The sequence below is a fragment of the Hydrogenophaga sp. T2 genome, assembly GCF_049843535.1.
GTDB lineage: Bacteria > Pseudomonadota > Gammaproteobacteria > Burkholderiales > Burkholderiaceae_C > Hydrogenophaga > Hydrogenophaga crocea.
The window spans coordinates 85,578-103,429 of record NZ_JBBHZJ010000005.1; the positions used below are offsets into that span (position 1 = coordinate 85,578).

Annotated in this window: 11 protein-coding genes; 7 read left to right on the forward strand and 4 right to left on the reverse strand. The window is 73.5% G+C overall.

What is annotated here, in order from left to right:
• Window positions 1-10 precede the first annotated feature (10 nt).
• The 3 genes from WDZ95_RS13230 to WDZ95_RS13240 are packed head-to-tail and all read left to right on the forward strand — an operon-like array spanning window position 11 to window position 2,411.
• Complete coding sequence (locus WDZ95_RS13230; protein WP_425779094.1) at window positions 11-1,084, forward strand: patatin-like phospholipase family protein; 1,074 nt, start codon at window positions 11-13, stop codon at window positions 1,082-1,084.
• 22 nt (window positions 1,085-1,106) lie between these two features.
• The gene (locus tag WDZ95_RS13235) at window positions 1,107-2,084 is read left to right on the forward strand and encodes a TraB/GumN family protein (RefSeq protein ID WP_425779096.1); all 978 of its coding nucleotides are present in this window, start codon (window positions 1,107-1,109) and stop codon (window positions 2,082-2,084) included.
• A 39-nt stretch (window positions 2,085-2,123) separates the two neighbouring features.
• Complete coding sequence (locus WDZ95_RS13240) at window positions 2,124-2,411, forward strand: GNAT family N-acetyltransferase (protein ID WP_425779098.1); 288 nt, start codon at window positions 2,124-2,126, stop codon at window positions 2,409-2,411.
• Between the two features lie 7 nt (window positions 2,412-2,418).
• Here the strand turns inward: WDZ95_RS13240 and WDZ95_RS13245 are convergent, their stop codons facing one another.
• The 3 genes from WDZ95_RS13245 to WDZ95_RS13255 form a co-directional block, all read right to left on the reverse strand.
• Complete coding sequence (locus WDZ95_RS13245; RefSeq protein ID WP_425779100.1) at window positions 2,419-4,878, reverse strand: ATP-binding protein; 2,460 nt, start codon at window positions 4,876-4,878, stop codon at window positions 2,419-2,421.
• Window positions 4,875-8,141, reverse strand: a complete 3,267-nt coding sequence (locus WDZ95_RS13250; protein ID WP_425779102.1) for an ATP-binding protein — start codon at window positions 8,139-8,141, stop codon at window positions 4,875-4,877. The genes WDZ95_RS13245 and WDZ95_RS13250 overlap by 4 nt, the downstream gene beginning before the upstream one ends.
• 297 nt (window positions 8,142-8,438) lie before the next feature.
• Window positions 8,439-8,942 carry a MarR family winged helix-turn-helix transcriptional regulator gene (locus WDZ95_RS13255; protein WP_425779104.1) on the reverse strand — a complete coding sequence of 168 codons (504 nt, stop codon included), beginning with the start codon at window positions 8,940-8,942 and terminating at the stop codon, window positions 8,439-8,441.
• Window positions 8,943-9,047: 105 nt separating this feature from the next.
• On the opposite strand from WDZ95_RS13255, the gene WDZ95_RS13260 reads away from it, so the two are divergent.
• The 4 genes from WDZ95_RS13260 to WDZ95_RS13275 all read left to right on the forward strand — a co-directional run bounded on the left by WDZ95_RS13260 (window position 9,048) and on the right by WDZ95_RS13275 (window position 14,125).
• Window positions 9,048-10,013, forward strand: a complete 966-nt coding sequence (locus tag WDZ95_RS13260) for a Bug family tripartite tricarboxylate transporter substrate binding protein (protein WP_425779106.1) — start codon at window positions 9,048-9,050, stop codon at window positions 10,011-10,013.
• 111 nt (window positions 10,014-10,124) lie between these two features.
• A complete protein-coding gene (locus WDZ95_RS13265) occupies window positions 10,125-11,090 on the forward strand; it encodes a Bug family tripartite tricarboxylate transporter substrate binding protein (RefSeq protein WP_425779108.1) in 966 nt (321 codons plus the stop codon).
• A gap of 7 nt (window positions 11,091-11,097) precedes the next feature.
• Complete coding sequence (locus tag WDZ95_RS13270; protein WP_425779110.1) at window positions 11,098-12,423, forward strand: sulfatase family protein; 1,326 nt, start codon at window positions 11,098-11,100, stop codon at window positions 12,421-12,423.
• Window positions 12,424-12,463: 40 nt separating this feature from the next.
• On the forward strand, window positions 12,464-14,125 hold the full coding sequence (locus WDZ95_RS13275; RefSeq protein WP_425779112.1) for a SulP family inorganic anion transporter: 1,662 nt from the start codon (window positions 12,464-12,466) through the stop codon (window positions 14,123-14,125).
• Here the strand turns inward: WDZ95_RS13275 and WDZ95_RS13280 are convergent.
• Window positions 14,122-17,835: a CHASE domain-containing protein gene (locus WDZ95_RS13280; protein ID WP_425779114.1), complete on the reverse strand. Its 3,714-nt coding sequence runs from the start codon at window positions 17,833-17,835 to the stop codon at window positions 14,122-14,124. The two genes, WDZ95_RS13275 and WDZ95_RS13280, sit on opposite strands and share 4 nt — an antisense overlap.
• Between the last annotated feature and the right edge of the window lie 17 nt (window positions 17,836-17,852).

Consider the following 17,852-nt stretch of genomic DNA (forward strand, 5'->3'; position numbering starts at 1 on the left):
CAATGCGCGCATGGCCACCCGCAAGACCCCCCCTCCCCCCATCCAGAAGATCGACCTGGCCCTGCAGGGCGGCGGCTCGCACGGCGCCTTCACCTGGGGCGTGCTCGACCGCCTGCTCGACGACGACACGCTGGAGATCGCCGCCATCAGCGGCACCAGCGCGGGCGCGATGAACGCCGTGGCCCTGGCCGCGGGCCTGATGGAAGGCGGCCGCGAAGGCGCGCGCGCCGCGCTCAAGCGCTTCTGGACCCGCGTGGGCGAGCTCTCGCCTTTCGGCGCCGCGGGCGGCGGGGTCGAACCCTGGCTCGACCCCGAGAGCCCCTGGGCCGCGCCCTGGCTGGCGCCCGCGCGCGCCTACGCGCAGTGGTTCAGCGCCCAGGTCTCGCCCTACCAGTTCAACCCGCTCAACCTCAATCCGCTGCGCCGCATCCTGCTCGACACGGTGGACTTCGAGCGGGTTCGCCACTGCCACAAGACGCGGCTGTTCATCTCGGCCACGCGCGTGCGCACCGGCGGGCTGCGCATCTTCGGCCAGCACGAGCTCACGCCCGAGGTGGTGCTGGCCTCGGCCTGCCTGCCCCTGCTGTTCCAGGCGGTCGAGATCGACGGCGAGGCCTACTGGGACGGCGGCTATGCGGGCAACCCCTCGCTGATGCCCCTGGTGCTCGACACCCCGGCCGACGACCTGCTGGTGGTGCAGATCAACCCCGCCGAGCGCGAAGCCCTGCCCACGCGCGCGGGCGAGATCCTCGACCGCATCAACGAGGTCACCTTCAACGCCAGCCTGCTGCGCGAGCTGCGCTCGATCGCGCTGCTCAAGCAGGTGCTCGCGGCCGAGGGCTGGGTCGCGCGCCAGCTGCGCAGCCCGGTGCTGCGCGGCATCGAGCGGCTGCGGCTGCACCGCGTGGACGGCGGCGACGCGCTCGCCGCCCACGGCGCGGGCAGCAAGACGCGCACCGACCCGGCCTTCCTTGAGCGCCTGTTCGCGCAGGGCCGCGAGGCCGCCGAGCACTGGTTCAAGGCCCACCGCAGCGCCGTCGGCGTTCGCAGCACCATCGACGTGGACGCCGCGGCCCGCGGCTGAACGCCGCCGCCACAATCGCGCCATGCTCACACGCCTGCTGCGCGGCCTGCTCGCGCTCGCCATCGCCGGCCCGTTGGCCGCCCAGACCCCGACACCGGCGCTCTCGCCGCCCGCCCCGGCCCCCGCCGCCTGCCCGCCCCAGGCCCAGCCGCCCGGCCCGCAGCAGCTGCAGGCCGCGCAGGCGCAGGCACGCGACCGCGGCGCGCTCTGGCGGCTCGAACGCGACGGCCGCACGTCCTGGCTCTACGGCACGCTGCACGTGGGCAAGCTCGAATGGGCCTTTCCCGGCCCGCAGGTGCTCGATGCGCTGCGCCGCAGCGACAGCGTGGCGCTCGAACTCGACGTGAGCGACCCCGCGCTGGCCCAGCAGCTGCGCGAGGGCCTCGCCGGGCCCGCCCCCACCCCGCCGGCCGCGCTGCAGCAGCGGCTAGACCGCCAGATCGCCGCCGCCTGCGTGCCGGCCGCGGCGTTCGCGGCCCTGCACCCGCTGCAGCAAGGCATGGCGCTGCTGCTGCTCGACGCGCGCTGGATCGGCCTGGACCCGGGCTACGGCGTCGAGCACGTGCTCGCGGGTTTCGCCAAGTCCAGCCGGCGCCCGCTGATCGCGCTCGAATCGGCCCGGCAGCAGCTGCAGGCCCTGGCGCCCGCCACGCCCGAAGAGGCCTTGCGCGCGCTCGACGGCACGCTCACGCTGCTCGAAAGCGGCCGCTCGCGCGAGGTGCTCGCGCGGCTCGCACAGGCCTGGGCCGACGGCGACCTCGACACCGTGGCCCGCTACGAAAGCTGGTGCGACTGCGCCACCACCGACGACGACCGAGCGGCGCTGCGCCGGCTCAACGACGGGCGCAACCCGCACCTGGCCGATCGCATCGCGGCCCTGCACGGCGAAGGCCGCCGCCTGTTCGCCGCCGTCGGCCTGCTGCACATGACGGGCGAGCAGGCGCTGCCGCGGCTGCTCGCCGAACGCGGCTTTCGCGTGGCGCGCGTGCCGCTACAGTGACAGGCCGCGCGCTCCCTTCCACCCAACGCCCCCGCCGCCATGCCCCACCCCATCCAGCACGAAGAGCCCGGCCCGACCGGCGCCTTCTTCTACGAACTTGGCGGCGAGCGCCTGGCCGAGATGACTTACAGCCGCACCAACCCTTCGCTGATCATCATCGACCACACCGGGGTCGACGAGCGCCTCAAGGGCCAGGGCGTGGGCCGCGAGCTGCTCGACGCCCTCGTGGCCTGGGCGCGCGAAACGCAAACCCGGGTGATCGCGCTGTGCCCCTTCGCCAAGGCCCAGTTCGACAAGGACCCCTCGATCCGCGACGTGCTGAAGTGAGCCGCGCCTAGGGCAGCGGCAGCCCGAAACTGAAGCGCGCGCCCTGCCCGGGCTCGCCCTCGCCGCGGATCCAGCCGCCGTGGCGTTCGAGCACGCGCTGCACCGTGGCCAGGCCCACGCCCGTGCCCTCGAAGGCCTTGGGCGAGTGCAGGCGCTTGAAGGGCTCGAACAGCTGGCCCGCGTAGCGCATGTCGAAGCCCGCGCCGTTGTCGCTCACGGTGAACGCGGTCTCGTCGCCGCCCGTGTCCAGGCGTTCGACGCGGATGCGCGCCACCGGCGCCTCGCGCGTGTACTTCCAGGCATTGCCCAGCAGGTTCTGCAGCACCGAGCGCAACAGCGCCGGGTCGCCCCAGGCGCGCAGGCCGTCCTCGATGAACCAGTCCGATGCGCGCTGCGGCTCGCCCGCGCCGAGTTCGGCCGCCAGCGTGCGCGCCAGCGCGCTGATGTCCACCCAGGCCGGCTTCAGCTCGCCGCGGTTCACGCGCGCGAGCGCGAGCAGCGCGTCAATGAGCTGGCCCATGCCGCTGGCCGACTGCCGGATGCGTTCGAGGTGCTCGCGCGCCTCGGCGCCGAGCCGCTCGCCGTGCTCCTCGGCGAGCAGGCTGGCGAAGCCGTTGATGCCGCGCAGCGGCGTGCGCAGGTCGTGCGACACGCTGTAGGCGAAGGATTCAAGTTCGCGGTTGAGCTGCGAGAGTTCGCGCGTGCGGGCCGCCACGCGGTCTTCAAGCTCCTCGTTGAGGCGCCGCAGCACCTCTTCGGCCTCGCGCACCGCGGTGATGTCCTGCACCGTGCCCACGCTGCGCACCGCCTGCTCGCCATCGAATTCGGTGAGGGCGGTCTCGCGCACGTGCTTGATGCGCCCATCGGGCATGCACAGCCGGTGCACCATGCCCTGCAGTTCGCGCGTGTCCACCACGGCGCGGTAAGCCTCCGCCACCAGGGCCTGGTCGTCGGCGTGCACGCGCGACAGGAAGCTGCGAAACGACGGCCGGTGCGTCGCCGGATCGAGTTCGAGGATGCGGTAGATCTCGTCCGACCAGCTGAGCTGCCCGCTGCGCAGGTCGCGCTCCCAGTTGCCGATCGACGCGATGCGCTGGGCCTCCTTGAGCCGCGTTTCGCTGGCCTGCAGGCGCTCCTCGACGCGCCGGCGCGCGGTGATGTCGATCACCGTGAACTGCAGCAGCGTGCGGCCTTCGGACTCGAAGCGCATCAGGTGCACCTCGGCGTCCCAACGCTGCCCGTCGCTGCGCTGGTGCAGCCACTCGAAGACGGCCATGCCCCGTTCCATGGCCTGCGCCATGTGGGCCTGTGCGGCCTCGGTCGATTCCACGCCGTTGCGCTGCTGCGGCGCCGACACGGCCGACACGTGGGTGCCCAGGGTCTGTTCGCGCCCGCCCAGGCGGTAGGCGCGCACCGCCGCGTCGTTGCATTCGATCAGGCACATCGTCGCCGGGTCGATCACGCCCATGGGCACCTGCGAGCTGTCGAACAGGCGGTTGCGCAGCGCTCGCGCCGCCTGGGTTCGGGCCTCGCTGCGCGCGAGCCGGCGCAGCAGCAGCACCATGCCCAGGCCGCCGAGCAGCAGCAGCGCGGTCAGCGCCGAGGTGAGCTCGCGCGCACGCGCCACCGCGGGCGCGAGCGGGGCGAGCACGCCCTCGTCGGCCAGGCCCACGCTCACCACCAGCCCGTGCTCGCGCAGGCGAGACCAGCCGTACAGGCGCGGCGTGCCGTCCATGTGGCCGCTCATGCGGAAGGTGCCCTCATCGCGCAGCGGCAGGGCCGTGCTCAGGAAGGGCCGGTCGGCCGGCAGCCGCTTGCCCATGGCGGCTTCGTTGTCGCGGCTGCGCGCAAAGAAGGTGCCGTCGGGGCCGACCAGCGCGATCACGTCGAGCGGCGACAGCGCCACCGCGCCCAGGCGCCGCGCGAGGAATTCGGTCGACAGGCCCACCTGCACCGTGCCCTCGAAGCGGCCGTTGCGCAGCAGCGGCCGCGCCGCGGTCACGGTCCAGCCCCCGTTCAGGCGCGAGCGCTGCGGCTGGCCGATGAACAGGCGGTCGCGGCCGTCGCTCAGGGCCTGGAAGTGCGGCTGCTCGTCGATGCGCGTGGGCGGGCCGCGCTCGGTGGTGTGGAAGACGATGCGGCCTTGCGCGTCGGCCACCGAGAGGTGCGTGACCATGCGGCGCGGCACGCCCTCGATCAGCACCCGCGCCGCGCGCTCGACATCGGCGGGGTCGCGCAGCCATTCGCGCCGGGCCGTCTGCAGCTGCCCGTCGGCGAGCGCGATCAGGCTTTCCACCTGGCCGGCCACGGCGTCGGCCAGGTGCAGGCTGCGCTGCCCGGCGGCCGCGCGCAGCTGCTCCTGCAGCTGCGTCTGGGCGCGGCCGGTCTGCCACCACAGCAGGGCCGCGGCCAGCGCGGTGAGGGCCAGCACCAGCAGCACCGGCAGGCGGGCGCGCCAGGCCTTCATGGGGTGGGCACCTCGCCCAGCAGGTGCACCGCACCGGCGTAGTCGAGCACCTCCACCGCCTCGCGCAGCGCGCGGGCGCGCGCCGCGCCCAGCTGCAGCACCAGGGCCGCCTCGCGCCCGAGTACCCATTGCACGGCGTCGAGGTCGCGGCGCAGCAGCAGCGCCATCAGCTCGCCCACCACGGGGCGCTCGGTCTGCGCGCCGCCGGGCGCGGGGGCCGCGGAGGGCGACAGCGCAGCGATCTGCACCAGCAGCGCGCGCAGCAGGGCGTCGGTCCGCGCGACGGCATCGGTCACGCGCGCCCAGTCCTCATCGGCCGCGAGCCGGGCCGCGGCCTCGGTGGCCGCGGCGCGCAAGGCCTCGGCGCCCACGCCGGCGGCGCTGCCGCAGAGCTTGTGCAGCGAAGCCTGCAGCGCCTCGCGGCCGCCGTCGGCGCGGGCCTGCAGCCAGCGGTGGGCTTCGTCGCCCCAGCGCGCGTACTGCAGGGTCATGGCGCGCAGCGCACGCCACAGCACGTCGGGCGATCCGCCGCAGCGCTGGCGACTCAGGGCCTCGTCCAGCCCCGCCACACGCGGCCACTGGGCGGCCGCGGCCGGCGCATCGGCCACCACCACCCCCACCCGCGCCAGCGTGGCCGCGGGCAGGGCGTCGCGCAGGGTCTGGGCCATGTGCAGCGGCGTGAAGGGCTTGCCCAGAAAGCCGTTCATGCCGGCCGCCCGCGCGCGCTCGCGTTCGTTCGCCAGCGTCCCCGCCGTCAGCGCGATCACCGGCAGTGCCGCGGTGGCCGGCTCGGCGCGCAGGCGCTGGCAGGCCTGCAGGCCGTCGAGCACGGGCATCTGCACGTCCATCAGCACCAGATCGACCGCGCCGGGGTGGCGGCCCAGCCAGTCGAGCGCCTGCTGGCCATCGGCACAGACCGTGCTCGTCGCGCCCTGGGCCGTGAGCAGCGCGGCGGTGATGTGGCAGTTGGTGTCGTTGTCGTCGCAGACCAGCACGCGCAGGCCCGCAAGCCAGCGCAGCGGCTGCGGGCCCGCCTCGGTGCGGCGCACCCAGCGCTGCGACGGCACCTGCCGCGCCGGCAGCGCCTGCGCCAGCGCGGCGAGCACGGCGGCGCCATCGGCGCGCAAGGGCAGGTGCAGGGTATCGGGCGCGTCCGGGTGCGGCGCGGGCGCGCCCAGCACCAGGCGCAGGCCGGCCGCGTCCGGCAGGGCCTCGCCATCGCGGCCATCGATCAGTTGCACGTCGGCCGCGGGCGTGGCGCCTTCGTGCAGTTCCCAGCCGAGGTCGTGCACCCAGCGCGCCCAGCGCTCGCGCCAGGCCGGCCGAGGCGTGTGCACGGCCACGCGCAGCGGCGGCAGCGCCAGGACGGCGTCGCCGCTGCCGGGCTCCACCAGCGGCAGGTCGACCCAGAAGGTGCTGCCTTCGCCGGGCCGGCTGCGCACGCCGACCTCGCCCCCCATGAGCGTGGCGAGCTGCTTCACGATGGTCAGGCCCAGGCCGCTGCCGCCGTGGCGGCGCATCACGCCGGGGTCGGCCTGCACGAAGGGCTCGAACACCTGCTCGAGCCGGTCGGCCTCGATGCCGCGGCCGCTGTCGATCACGCTCAGGCGCAGCCACTCGCGCCCGGCCTGCGTGTGGCGGCGCCAGCGCAGCACCACCGCGCCGCGCTCGCTGAACTTGATGGCGTTGCCCAGCAGGTTGGTGAGCACCTGCCGCACGCGCTTGGCATCGCCGAACAGCCAGGCCGGCAGTTGCGCATCGAGGTCGTTGCGCAGGCTCAGGCCCTTGGCCTGGGCCTGCAGGCCGTACACGCCCACCAGCTCCTCGGCGAGCGCGCGCGGCTGCCAGGGCACGGGGTCGAGCGCGAGCTCGCCGGCCTCGATGCGCGCCAGGTCGAGTACCTCGTTGACCGCGTCGAGCAGGGCCTGGCCGGCCTGGTCGGCGCGGTGCAGCAGGTCGCGCTCGCGCGCGCCGCCGAGGTCGCGCGCGAGCAGGCGCTGGATGCCCAGCAACGCGTGCAGCGGCGTGCGCAGCTCGTGGCTCATGATCGCGAGGAAGTGCGTCTTGGCGCGGTTCGCGGTCTCGGCCTGCAGGCGCGCGTCGGCCAGGGTCTGCTCGAGCGCCTTGCGCTCGGTGATGTCCTGGTGGGTGCCGTACATCCACTCGGGCTGGTCGTCGGCGGTGCGCGTGAACACCCGGCCCCGTGTGTGCACCCACACCCAGTGCCCGTCGCGGTGGCGCATGCGCACCTCGCATTCGTAGAACGGCGCTTCGCCCTGGCAGTGCGCCTGCAGTGCCTGAGCCGAACGCACCAGGTCCTCGGGGTGCAGGTGGTCGTGCCAGGTGTCGGCGCTCACGGGCTGCAGCTCGTCGAGGCGCCAGCCGATGATGCCGGCCCAGCGCTCGTTGTAGCGGGTGTCGCCGGTCTGCAGGTTCCAGGCCCAGGTGCCAACGTTCGTGCCTTCGATGATGCTGGCCAGCTCCTGGCGTTCACGGCGCTGGCGCTCGAGGGCGCGCGCGAGTTCGTGGCGCATGCGCGCGAGCCGGTCGAGCATGGCGTCGAAGCTGCGCGTGGCCATGCCCATCTCGTCGCGTGCCACGTAGCCCACGCGGGTGTCCGGCAGGCCGGTGGCCTCCACGCGCGCGGCGGTGGCCGCCAGCAGACCGAGCGGGCGCACCAGGCGGCGCACCACCACGCCGGCCAGCAGCAGCATGAGGGCCACCAGCGCGGCGTTGTAAAGCACGGCCCAGCGCGCCTGGCGCTGGCGCTCACTCTGGCGCAGCGCCTCGATGTGGCCCTCGTAGTGGTAGGCCTGCGCGCTCAGCGTTCGCAGGCTCTGCATCAGGCGCTCGCTCACCGGGCCGTCGCCGATGCGCCCCGCGGGCGCGGCGAGCGTCAGGCCGTCGAACAGCGACTCGAGCTCGGCGAACGCCTTGTCGAACTCGCCCACGGCGGTGGCGTCGATGGCGTCCAGGCGCCGCAGCTGCTGCAGGTCGCCGCGCAGCTCGGCCAGCTCGGTGGCCCAGCGCTGCGCCATGCCCGGGCGGTCGCGCAGCAGGTCGTCCTGCACGGTGGTGAGCAGGCGCACCGAGGTGGCCGCCATGTGGCCCACGAGCCGCTGCTGCTGGTCGACGCTGCCGATCCAGTCGATCGCGCGGTTGAGCTGACAGCCGCGCGCGAGCACCACCACCAGCGTGGTGACCACCACCGCCAACAGCAGCGCGCGCAGGCTGGCGCGAAAGGGAACCCCGGGTGTGCTCATCGCGACGGGCCTGTGTGCCGGGCCGGCAGGGGTCGATGCATGGCTCTGTTTCTCCGAAACCCGGGGGGCCGTCGGCGCGGCCTTTGCTGTGGTGGTCCCTGACGCAACGCACCCGCGTTGGCCGTTCAGCTTACTCAGCGGGCCCGGCGTTTCCGGGCCGCGGCGTGTGGGGAAACCTTGACAGGGCGCGCCGGACTTTCTGGCGCGTGGGTTCGAAGCGATCCGGCGCCGGGCCGCCCCAAGCCGGATCAGCCCCCTCGGGGGGCAGCGACCCGCGCAGCGGCGGAGCGTGGGGGCTCAAGGTTCGTCGTCGGGGTTGTCGCGCGCCAAAGGCGGCGCGCCCGCCAGCAGCGCGTCGGCGCGCGCCTGGATGCGCGCGATCACGGCGTCGAGCACCTCGCGCTCGCCGGCCGACAGGTCGGCCACCAGCGCCTGGTTGATGGCGCGGATGCGCGGAAAGATGTCGCCATGCACGCGGCGCCCCGCCTCGCTCAGGAACACATGCACCTCGCGCCGGTCGCTGGGCTTGGGGCGGCGTTCGATCAGGCCCTTGTCGGCCAGGGTGGTGAGGGTGCGCGAGGTGCGCGCGCGGTCGAGCATGGCGCGCTCGGCCAGCTCGGACGACAGCACGCCCTCGTTCTCGGCCAGGAAGGACAGCACGCGCCATTCGCGCCGCGTCATGCCGTGCAGGCTCTCGCAGAGCTGCACCACCTGCCGGCCCGCGGTCACGTGGATGCGGTAGAGGCGGTAGAGCAGGAATTCGGCCTGGTGGCCGGGCTGGGCCAGGGTGTCGGCTGGCATAGGGTTATCCCCCGCAATGATTGATTTCTGCAATCGATTGTGAATGCCTAGCATGGGCCCTCCAAGGGGGAACACACCCCGCCGCGCCCCGACCGGAGACACGCCATGCCCCTCACCCGCCGCCTGCTGCACGCCGCCCTGCTGGGCCTGACCGTTCTGGCCGCCGCCCCGGCCCCGGCCCAGGACAAGACCCCGCTCAAGATCGTGGTGGGCTTTCCGCCCGGGGGCTCGGCCGACACGCTGGCGCGCCTGATCGCCGAGAACCTGCGCGACCAGTACGGCCCCATCGTGGTCGAGAACAAGCCCGGCGCGGGCGGGCGCATCGCGCTGCAGCAGGTCAAGCGCGCCGAGCCCGACGGCCACACCGTGATCGTGCTGCCCAGCGGGCCCATGGTGCTGTTCCCGCACGTCTACAAGAAGCTCGACTACGACCCGGTGAAAGACTTCACCCCGGTCTCGCTGATCGCCAACTTCCAGTTCGGCGTGGTGGCGGGCCCCGCGAGCAAGGTGAAGACCGTGGGCGAGATGGTGGCCGCGGCCAAGGCGCAGCCGGGCGTGATGTCGTACGGCACACCGGGCCTGGGCACGCTGCCGCACTTCATGGGCGTGCTGTTCGAGCAGCAGGTGGGCGCGAAGCTGAACCACGTGCCGTTCCAGGGCGGCGGCCCGGCCAACACGGCCCTCATCGGCGGACACATCGACTACAAGTTCGACGTCGTCTCCGAGACCGCCGAACTGCACCGCAGCAACAAGGTCCGCATCATCGCCGTCACCGGCGCGCAGCGCGACCCGCAGGTGCCCGAGGTGCCCACGCTCAAGGAGAGCGGCATCGACATGGTGGCCGGTGCCTGGTTCGCCATGTACGGCCCCGCCAACCTCAACCCCGCGGTGCGCGATCGCCTCTCGCGCGCGGTCGCCGCGGCGGTGAAGACGCCCGCCTTGCGCGAGCGCCTGATCGGCCTGGGCTACGAGCCCGTGGGCTCCACGCCCGCCGAGCTCGCCACCGCGCAGGCCAACGACCTCAAGCGCTGGGAAGCCCCGATCAAGGCCACCGGCATCCAGCTCGATTGAAGACATGGCCCCCACGCTCCGCCGCTTCGCGGGTCGCTGCCCCCCGAGGGGGCTGATCCGGCTTGGGGCGGCCCGGCGCCGGATCGATTTCATCACCCAAGGAGATTGCCCATGACCCCGCGACGCGCTGTGCTGGCCCTGTGCCTGGCCGCCGCCCTCGTTCCCCCCGCCGTGCAGGCCCAGACCGCCTGGCCCACGCAGACCGTCCGCTTCGTCAACAACTTCCCCGCGGGCGGGCCGTCGGACATCCTGGCGCGCTCGGTCGGCCAGGTGCTGCAGGAGCAGTTCAAGCAGAGCGTGGTGGTCGACAACAAGCCCGGCGCGGCCGGCAACATCGGCGCGGCCGACGTGGCCAAGGCCGCGGGCGACGGCAGCACCCTGCTGTTCGGCATCGACACCACCTTCACCATCAACCCGCACCTCTACCCCAACCAGGGCTTCAAGGGCAGCGACCTCAAGCCGGTGATCATCATGGCCTCGTCGGGCCTGCTGATCGGCGTGAACCCCGCCACCGGCCTCAAGACCCTGCCGCAGCTGGTGGAGCAGAGCAAAACCAAGGCCTTCAACTTCAGCTCGGCCGGCAGCGGCAGCCCGGGCCACCTCGCGGTCGAGGTGTTTGCCGAGGCCACGAAGCACAAGCTCAACCACATCCCTTACCGCGGCAACACCCCGGCCGTGACGGCCGTGCTCGCGGGCGAGGTGGACGGCGGCACCCTGGCCACGCCGGGCATGCTGCCGCACGTCAAGAGCGGCAAGATCACCGCGCTGGCCGTCACCAGCCGCCAGCGCTCCAAGCTCGCGCCCGACATCCCCACCGTGGGCGAGCTCGGCCTCAAATCGCTCGAGCAGGAGGTGTACTACCTGGTGATGGCGCCGGCCAGCACGCCCGACGCCCTGGTGCAGGCCATGGGCAAGGCGATCGCCGACGCGCTGCAGCGCCCCGATGTGCAGGCCCGCCTGCTCAACCTCGACCTGTTCCCCGAAGGCCTGCAGGGCGCGGCCGCGGCCAAGCGCCTGGCCGACCTGAACGCGCGCTACGGCGCGCTCGTGAAGGCCACCGGCATGAAGGTGGAGTGAACGCGCCGTGACCCGACCCAACATCGTCTACATCGTCTGCGACGACCTCGGCTACGCCGACCTGGGCTGCTACGGCGGCCGCGAGGCCGGCTTCGGCCGCGTCTCGCCGCACATCGACGCGCTGGCCGCGGGCGGGCTGAAGTTCACCGAGGGCTATTCGAACTCGCCGGTGTGCTCGCCCACGCGCTTCGCGCTCATGACCCTGCGCTACCAGTACCGGCTGCGCGGCGCGGCCGAAGAGCCCATCAACAGCAAGGCGCGCAAGAGCCAGACCCTGGGCCTGCCGTCCGAGCACCCCACCCTGCCCTCGCTGCTGCGCGGCGCGGGCTACCGCACGGCGCTGATCGGCAAGTGGCACCTGGGCTACCCGCCGGCCTTCGGCCCGCTGCGCTCGGGCTACGAGGAATTCTTCGGCCCCATGGCCGGCGGCGTCGACTACTTCACCCACTGCGCGAGCACCGGCGACCACGACCTGTGGTTCGGCGAGAACGAGCACCCCGAGGTCGGCTACCTCACCGACCTGCTGAGCCGCCGCGCCGTGGACTACGTGCACCGCATGGCCGAGGGCGCGAAGGCCGGCACGCCCTTCATGCTCAGCCTGCACTACACCGCGCCGCACTGGCCCTGGGAAACGCGCGACGACGCGCACGTGGCGCCCGAGGTGGCGAAGAACCTGTTCCACCTGCACGGCGGCAACATCGAGAGCTACCGCCGCATGATCCACCACATGGACGAAGGCATCGGCTGGCTGATGGACGCGCTGCGCCAGCACGGCCTGGCCGACAACACCATCGTGGTCTTCACGAGCGACAACGGCGGCGAGCGCTTCTCGGACAACTGGCCGCTCGTGGGCGGCAAGATGGACCTCACCGAAGGCGGCATCCGCGTGCCCTGGATCGTGCACTGGCCCGCGCAGGTGCCGGCCGGCACCACCACCGCGCAACACGGCATGAGCATGGACTTCTCGCGCACCCTGCTCGACGCCGCCGGCGTGGCGCCGGCCGACTCGCACGCGCCCGACGGCGTGTCGCTGCTGCCGGTGTGGCGCGAGCCCGCCAAGCGGCTGCACCGCCCCATGCACTGGCGCATGAACCACCGCGGCCAGCGCGCGCTGCGCGACGGCGACTGGAAATACCTGCGCGTGGACGGCCACGACTACCTGTTCAACATCGCGCAGGACGCGCGCGAGCGCGCCAACCGGGCCGCGCACGAACCCGAGCGCCTGGCCGCGATGCGCGAGGCCTGGGAGGCCTGGAACGCCACCATGCCGCCGATTCCCGAGGACGCGACGGTGAGCCTGGGCTACGGCGCCAAGGACATGCCGCAGCGCTGAACCCGCGCCCGCCGCGCGGGTGCGCGGCTACGATCGCCCCATGAGCCGCTGGCACCGCCTGTTCCCTTTCCTGCAATGGCCGCGGCCCGATGCGGCGCTGTGGCGCGGTGAAGCCCTCGCGGGCCTCACCGTGGGCCTGATGGTGATCCCGCAGGGCGTGGCCTACGCGGCCATCGCGGGCATGCCGCTGGTGACCGGCATCTACGCGGCGCTGCTGCCGGCGCTGATCGCGGTGCTGTTCTCGGCCTCGCCGCGGCTGTCGGTGGGGCCCACGGCGCTCACCTGCCTGCTGGTGGGCAGCTCGCTTGCGCCACTGGCCGCGCCGGGCAGCGCGCAATGGGTGCAGCTCGCGGTGTGGTTGGCGCTGCTCACCGGCCTGCTGCAGGTGGTGCTGGGCGCGGCGCGCTTCGGCTGGCTGCTCAACCTGGTGAATTCGCCCGTGCTCATGGCCTTCACGCAGGCCGCGGCGGTGCTGATCATCGCGTCGCAATTGCCCGCGCTGCTGGGTTTTGCCAACGGCGCGGCGCTGCTCGCGCTGCAAGGCTGGCAGCCCGCTTCCCTGGCGTTCGGCGCGGGCGCGCTGCTGGCGCTGGTGGCCGCGCGGCGGCTGCGGCCGGGCTTTCCGTCGGTGCTCGCATTGGTGCTGGCGAGTGCGGCCATCGCGCGCGCCACCGGCTTCGAGGCCGCGGGGGGTGCGGTCATCGGCGCGCTGCCGCAGGGCCTGCCCGCGCTCGCGCTGCCGGCCTGGCCGGGCTGGGACATGCTGGGCGCGCTGCTGCTGCCGGTGCTGGTGATCACGCTGGTCAGCTTTCTGGAAACCGCGAGCAGCGCCAAGGTGGACAACGGCCGCCGCGGTGCGCGCTGGGACCAGGACCAGGACCTGATCGGCCAGGGCCTGGCCAAGATCGCCTCGGGCCTCACGGGCGCCATGCCCACGAGCTCGTCGTTCTCGCGCTCGGCGCTCAACCTCTACGCGGGCGCCCAGACCGGTTGGGCCACGGTGTTCTCGGTGGGGGTGGTGCTGCTGGCGCTGCTCCTGGCCATGCCGCTGCTGCACCACGTGCCGCTGGCCGTGCTCGCGGCCATCGTGGTGCTGCCGGTGTGGGGGCTGATCCAGCCGCGCGGCTTCACCCGCCTGTGGCGCGTCTCGCGCGTGGAGGCCGCGATCGCGCTCGCCACGGCCGCCATCACGCTGCTGGCCGCGCCGCGCCTGTACTGGGGCGTGCTCGCGGGCGTGGTGATGGCGCTGACGCACTTCCTGTACCTGCGGCTGCACCCGCGCATCATCGAGGTGGGCCTGCACGCCGACGGCAGCCTGCGCGACCGCCACCTGTGGCAGCTGCCGCCGCTGGCGCCGCGGCTGTATGCGCTGCGCATGGACGCCGCGCTCGACTTCGCCACCGCCGCCGGCTTCGAGCGCGCGGTCGGCGAGCACCTGCAGGCGCAGCCCGACACGCGCCACGTGATGCTGATCGCGCACCCCATCAACTGGATCGACGCCACCGGCGCCGAGGCCTTCGGCCGCGTGCACGAGCAGCTCGAGCAGCGCGGCGTGCACCTGCACCTGGTGGGCATCAAGCTGCCGGTGGAGAACGTGCTGCGCGCTGCGGGCCTGCTGGGCGAGAGCGCGCGGCTGCACCTGTACCGCACCGAGGCCGAGGCCCTGCAGGCGATCGGCGCGGGCGCACTGGCCGACGACTAGGCCGCGGGCCCGTCTTCGGCCGCGAGCGCCGCGGCCTGCAACTGCTCGGCCGCGGCGTCGAAGCACAGATCGTCGATCGCCACGGCCACGGCCTGGGCCACGGCCGCGCCCAGGCGCCGGGCGATCGCCGCGCGCAGGTGCGCGAAGCTCGCCCCGGCGTCGAGGTCGTTCGATTCGAGCTGGGACAGCAGCGCCTGCAGCTGGGCCTGCCATTGCACATCGTCGAGCGCCTGATCGGGCGGCGCGGCGGCGCCGGCGCGCTCGTCGTCCGCGCGGAGTTCACGGGCGGTGTAGACCGCAGCGCCCTGTTCCAGCTGGGCGAAGCGGCGCTGCAGCTCGGCCAGCGTGGCCGCGGCGTCGGCCAGGGCGTGCGCGTCGAGTGCGGCTTCCAGGCCGGTGGCGGCGCGTGCCAGGTCGAGCGCACCGATCATGCCCGCGCTGCCGCGCAGCCGGTGCGCGCGCACACGCCAGTGGTCCTGCTGCGCGGCGTCCCAGGCGAGCGGGCCGTCGGCGGGCAGCGCGGCCCATTCGTGCTGTTCGGCCAGCAAGCGCGTGAGCACGCGCTGGAACAGCTGCTCGTCGCCGCCGAGCGTGCGGTGCGCGCTGAGCGCGTCCACACCCTCGACCCGGGGCCAGCCGGCCGGCGGTGCGGCCGCGGGCACGGCGAGCGGCGCGGGCGTGGCCGCCACGGCCGCACCCGCGCCGGGACAGGCGCGCCGCAGCGCGGCCAGCAGCAGCGCGGGCTCGAGCGGCTTGGCCACGAAGTCGCTGAAGCCGGCGTCGAGCGCACGCTGGCGCTCGTCGGCCAGGGCGCCCGCGGTGAGCGCGATCACGGGCAGGCCCGTGAACGAGGTGTCGGCACGGATGCGGCGCGTGGCCTCCAGGCCGTCCATCACGGGCATCTGCACGTCCATGAGCACCACATCCACCGCGCCGGCCTGGGCCTGCAGCCAGGCCAGGGCCTGCGCGCCGTCGCCGCAGGTGTGCACGCGTGCGCCCTCGCGTTCGAGCATGCGCCGCGCGATGTCGAGATTGACCTCGCTGTCGTCGACCAGCAGCACGCGCAGGCCGTTGAGGCCGTGTGCGGGGGCCGCCGCCGGCGCCGGCCGCAGCGCGCTGACCGCGGCCTCGTGCAACGGCACGCTGACCCAGAACTCGCTGCCCTGGCCCGGCGTGCTCGACAGGCCCGCCTCACCCTGCATCAGCCCGACCAGGCGGCGCACGATGGACAGGCCCAGGCCCGTGCCGCCGAAGCGGCGCGTGGTGGTTTCGTCGGCCTGGGTGAAGGGCTGGAACAGGCGCGCCTGCTGCTCGGGCGTGATGCCGATGCCGCTGTCGCGCACGCTCAGGCGCAGGCGCGGCGCGCCGCCGGCCTCGTCGCGCGCCGCCGCGATCACCACGCCGCCGCGGGCGGTGAACTTGATGGCGTTGCCCACCAGGTTGACCAGCACCTGGCGCAGCCGGCCCGCGTCGCCGATCAGCGCCTCGGGCAGTGCGGGGCCGCGCTCCAGCGTGAGCGCGAGGCCCTTGTGCTGCGCCTGCACCCCATAAACCGACTCGACCTCGCGCAGCAGCTCGCACAGCGAGAAGGGCTCGCGTTCGAGCCGCATCTCGCCGGCCTCGATCTTGGCCAGGTCGAGCACGTCGTTGACGATGCCCAGCAGCGCACGTCCCGCGGTCTGCGCCTTGGTCAGCAGCGCGCGCTGGTCGCCGTCGAGCGGGCTGTCGGCCAGCAGGTGGGTCACCCCGAGCACGGCGTTGAGCGGCGTGCGGATCTCGTGGCTCATGTTGGCGAGGAAGGCGCTCTTGCTGGCGCTGGCGGCCTCGGCCGCGCGCTTGGCCTCGCGCAGGTCCTGCTCGATCGCCTTGCTGGCGCTGATGTCGAGCTGGGTGCCGTACATCCATTCGGGCTCGCCCGCGGGGGTCCAGCTGCGCACCTGGCCGCGGTTGAGCACCCAGATCCAGTGGCCCTCGGCATGGCGCATGCGCACCTCGCTGGCGTAGAAAGCGTGTTCGCCCGCGAAGTGGCGGCGCAGCGCGCGCTGCGCGCGCGGCACGTCGTCGGGGTGGACGTGGTCGAGCCAGGCCTGCTGGCTGCTCGGGCGCAGCTCGTCGTAGTCGTGGCCCAGCATCTGGGCCCAGCGCTCGTTGTAGCGGCACTCGCCGGTCTGCACATTCCATTCCCAGGTGCCCACGTGGGTGCCCTGCAGGATGCTTTGCAGCCGCATGCGCTCGGTGGCCTGCTGCGCGAGCGCGGCCTCGAGGGCGCGGCGGTTGCGGTTGCGTTCGGTGACGTCGTCGATCACCGCGTACCAGCCCTGCACGCCGCCGTCGCGCAGGTCGGGCAGGTAGCGCATGTGCATCTCGCGCAGTTCGCCGGTGAGCGGGCTGGCCATCGAGAGCTCGAAGGACTGCGGCTCGCCGCGCAGCACCGCCGCGATGTGCGGTTGCAGGGTGGCGTAGACGGCATCGCCGACCACCTCGTGCGCGCGCTGGCCGCGAATGTCACCGCCATGCGGCCGGCGCCACTCGAGGTTGGCCCGGTTGGCCTCGCGGTTGACCTGGTCGCGGTCCCAGTAGCTGATCATGGAAGGCATGGCGTCGAGCACGGTGCGCAGGAAACGCTGCACGTCTTCGAGCGATCGGGTGCGCTCGACCACACGCGCCTCGAGACTGGCGTTGATGTCGAGCAGGTGCTGCTCGTGCTGCTGACGCTGCACCAGCAGCACCCATTGCAAGGCCGCCACCAGCAGGGTCACCAGCGCGCCCACCCAGGCCACCAGCGCAGGCGACAGCAAACCGAACTGCGCCGCGTACGACGGGCGCATCTCGGTGCGAACCATCCAGGAGCGGCCATAGGGCACCCGCAGCAGCGACACGCTGCCCGCGCCGGCCGCCGGCGGCGCGCCTTGCGCCGCGGTGTTGAAAAACACGGCCGCATGCTCGACATCGGTGATGTCGGTGAGCGACAGCGCGATGTGCTCGGTGTGCAGCGGCAGCCCCGCCAGCACATCGTCCACCAGCAGCGGGGCGTAGGCCCAGCCGAAGGCCGCGGCCTCGCGGCGCTCGGGCGAGTCCAGGGGCAGGCCCGGCCGGTAGATCGGCAGCAGCAGCAGGAAGGCCCGGTCCTCGGCCTTGGTCGCCTGCACCAGCGTGATCGGCGCGCTCAGCATCGCGCGGCCGCTGCGCATGGCGGTCTGCGCCGCCAGGCGGCGCCGGGGCTCGCTCGCGATGTCCAGCCCGACGGCCTCGCGGTTGCGTTCGAGCGGCTCGACCAGTTCGATGATGAAGTGGTCGCCCGCGTGCGGCGCGTGCGCGGCGCCGTGGGTCGGCGGCGGCACGGCATGGTGGCGGGCGTGCTCGCGCCATTCATCCGCGGGCACGCGGTGCACGAAGCCGAAGCCGCGCGCGCCGGGAAACTCGCGCTCCATGTCGCGCGAGGCCATGTAGTAGCGGAAGTCGGCCGCCGTGATGCCGTGCTCGCCCGCCTTCTGGATCAGGCCGCGCGCGCCGCGCAACCCGTATTCGTAGAGCGCGAACCGCGCGTGGATGGCGTCGGCCAGTTCGCGCGACTCGACGGCGAAGCGCTCGTCGACGAAGGCGGCGTTGCTGCGTTCCTGCCGCAGCACCATCAGCGTGGTCAGCAAGGCGCCGAGGGCCAGCGTGCACACGACCCAGAAGGCGTTGGCGTAGCGCGAAGGCCAGTTCATGCAGCGCCCAGCCCCTG